2 protein-coding genes are annotated in these 3530 nt (G+C 65.8%); both read right to left on the minus strand.

The window, feature by feature from the left end; translation table 11 throughout:
• Window positions 1–231: 231 nt before the first annotated feature.
• Entirely contained in the window at window positions 232–420 is a 189-nt protein-coding gene (locus QZZ29_RS02300) for a hypothetical protein (RefSeq protein ID WP_291381053.1), read from the minus strand.
• 78 nt (window positions 421–498) lie between these two features.
• Window positions 499–3530 (minus strand): DNA-directed RNA polymerase subunit beta' (gene rpoC / locus QZZ29_RS02305; RefSeq protein ID WP_291381054.1); only part of this gene is annotated, 3032 nt, incomplete at its 5' end.

Here is a 3530-nt window from a genome sequence, read left to right on the forward strand (position 1 = left end):
AAGGGCGCGCGTGAGGGCCCGACGACGCGGGCACGAGCATCAACGATACCTGGCGCCACGCCTGCCGTCAAAGCGGATGATCAACATCTCGTGGGCGCGGCAAGCGTGCACCCTCGACTGTCTATGATACCGGACTCTCGGCCGTCGGATGAGTCCCATGCCGAAGGCCCCCCGCGCACCGCACCGTGCGCGTCAGCACGCGCTCAGCGGACCGCTCCCCCCGCGCTCCCGCTAGTACACGTGAGCGTTGTGGCGCATGACCCACGCGGTGATGCCCGAGCAAGCGACGATGGCTCCCCCGGTCCACCACGCAAGAAACGTGACCATGTTTCGGCCTCCCTCAGCGTGACCGACGTTGTTGTCCTTCTTATCGGCCGGCAAGCCGCCGGTGGCAAGGGATCCGGCGTGATTTCTTCGCACGCTCAGGAGGTGGGGGCACTGCACGACGAAGGCCCCCGCCGCTCTGCGTGAGCGCCGGGGGCCTTCGAGTGAATGGATCTAGTCGCGCGGGAAGTTGAACTCCTCGAGTCGCACGGCCTCGCCGGTGCCCTCCGAGAAGAACTGACCGTCCCATTCCTCGTACCCGAACGTCGGGAACAGGTTTGCCTTGGCCTCCTCGGTCGGCTCGACCGTGGCGCCGCGGTAGCGGTGCAGGCCGGTGCCGGCGGGGATCAGCTTTCCGAGGATCACATTCTCCTTGAGGCCGAGCAGCGGGTCCGACTTGCCGGACAGCGCAGCCTCGGTGAGGACGCGGGTGGTCTCCTGGAACGATGCGGCGGACAGCCACGACTCGGTCGCAAGGGAAGCCTTGGTGATGCCCATGAGCTCGGGACGGGCCGATGCGGGCTTGCCGCCCTTGGTCACCGTCTCGCGGTTGAGCCGCTCGAAGCGCGCGCGCTCCGCAAGCTCACCCGGAAGCAGGCTGGTCTCGCCGGCCTCAAGTACGGTCACGCGACGCAGCATCTGCCGCACGATGACCTCGATGTGCTTGTCGTGGATTTCCACACCCTGCGAGCGGTACACCTGCTGAACCTCGTCCACCAGATGCTTCTGGGTGGCGCGCGGTCCGAGGATGCGTAGCACGTTCTTGGGGTCGACAGCACCGAAGACCAGCTGCTGTCCCACCTCGACGTGCTCGCCGTCCTGGACGAGCAGGCGCGAACGCTTGGTGACGGGGTATGCGATCTCCTCGTCACCATTGTCGGGCGTGATGACCAAGCGACGCGTGGCCTCCGAGTCATCCAGCTTGAGCTTGCCGGCGACCTCGGCGATCGGGGCCTCACCCTTGGGTGTGCGGGCCTCGAACAGCTCTTGGACGCGGGGCAGGCCCTGCGTGATGTCTTCTGCCGACGCAACACCACCGGTGTGGAAGGTACGCATCGTCAACTGCGTGCCAGGCTCACCGATCGACTGGGCCGCGATGATGCCGACGGCCTCGCCGATGTCGACGAGCTCGCGGGTAGCGAGCGAGCGACCGTAGCAGCGGGCACACGTGCCCACCGCCGACTCACACGTGAGGACCGAACGGACCTTGACCTCTTCCACGCCAGCGGCAATCAGGGCATCGATGAGCACGTCGCCGGCGTCGACACCCGCCTTGGCGAGCACCGTGCCTTCCGCGTCGACCACATCGGTCGCGATGGTGCGAGCGAACACGGACGTCGCCACGCGCTCGTGCCACTGGACGTTGCCAGCGGCGTCACGCTCGACGATCGGCATGGTCAGGCCACGCTCGGTGCCACAGTCGTCCTCGCGCACGATGACGTCTTGCGACACGTCCACCAGGCGTCGGGTCAGGTAACCCGAGTCGGCGGTACGCAGCGCGGTGTCGGCCAGGCCCTTGCGGGCACCGTGCGTTGCGATGAAGTACTCGAGAACGGACAGGCCCTCGCGGTAGTTCGACTTGATCGGACGTGGGATGATCTCGCCCTTCGGGTTCGACACCAGCCCACGCATACCGGCGATCTGACGCACCTGCATCCAGTTACCGCGAGCACCGGAGCCGACCATTGTCTGCACCGTGTTGTACTTCGGGAAGGACTTGCGCATCTCGACGTCGACTTCGTTGGTCGCACGCGTCCAGATCTCGATGAGCTCCTGACGACGCTCCGGGTTGGTGATCAGACCGGTCTCGTACTGGTCCTGCACCTTCGCGGCGAGCGTCTCATAGCGGTCCAGGATCTCCTGCTTGTTGGCGGGAGTGGCCACGTCGCTGATGGCGATCGTGACGCCCGAACGGGTGGCCCAGTGGAAGCCCGCCGCCTTGAGAGCGTCGAGCGACGCCGCCACCTCGACCTTTTCGTAACGCTCCGCCAAGGTGTTGACGATGTCGCCCAGCACCTTCTTGTCGACATTGCGGTTGACGTAAGGGTAGGAGATGGGCAGCAAGCCGTTGAAGATCGCGCGGCCGAGGGTGGTCTTGAGGCTCATCGCCTCACCCTCCGTCCAGCCTTCCGGCGCAACCCAGCCCACAGGCGGAATCGTGTCGCTGTCGACGCGCAGCGTAATCTCCGAGCCAAGGTCGATGATGCCGGAGTCGAGGGCCATGAGGGCCTCCGCCTCCGAGCCGAACGCCAGCCCCTCGCCCTTCGAGCCTTCCTTCAGCAGCGTCAGGTGGTACAGGCCGATGATCATGTCCTGCGAGGGCATGGTCACCGGACGGCCGTCCGACGGCTTCAGGATGTTGTTGCTCGACAGCATGAGGATGCGGGCCTCAGCCTGCGCCTCGGAGCTCAGCGGCAGGTGAACTGCCATCTGGTCACCGTCGAAGTCGGCGTTGAACGCGGCACACACGAGCGGGTGCAGGTGGATGGCCTTGCCCTCCACGAGCTGAGGCTCGAATGCCTGGATGCCCAGGCGGTGCAGCGTCGGCGCGCGGTTCAGCAACACGGGGTGCTCGCGGATGACCTCTTCGAGGACGTCCCACACCTCCGGGCGGCTGCGCTCGACCATGCGCTTGGCAGACTTGATGTTCTGCGCGTGGTTGAGCTCCACCAGTCGCTTCATGACGAACGGCTTGAACAGCTCGAGCGCCATCTGCTTGGGCAGACCACACTGGTGCAGCTTGAGCTGCGGGCCGACCACGATGACCGAACGACCCGAGTAGTCGACGCGCTTGCCGAGCAGGTTCTGACGGAAACGACCCTGCTTGCCCTTGAGCATGTCCGAGATGGACTTGAGGGGACGGTTTCCGGGACCCGTGACGGGGCGACCGCGACGGCCGTTGTCGAACAGCGCGTCCACGGCCTCTTGAAGCATGCGCTTCTCGTTGTTCACGATGATGTCAGGCGCACCGAGATCAAGCAGACGCTTGAGGCGGTTGTTGCGGTTGATGACCCGGCGATACAGGTCGTTGAGGTCGGAGGTCGCGAAGCGGCCACCGTCCAACTGCACCATCGGACGCAGGTCCGGGGGGATGACCGGGACGGCGTCCAGGACCATGCCCACCGGGCTGTTCGTCGTCGTCAGGAACGCGTTGACCACCTTGAGGCGCTTGAGCGCGCGCGTCTTGCGCTGGCCCTTGCCGTTGG

It is taken from the genome of Demequina sp., from assembly GCF_016278765.1.
Lineage (GTDB): Bacteria > Actinomycetota > Actinomycetes > Actinomycetales > Demequinaceae > Demequina.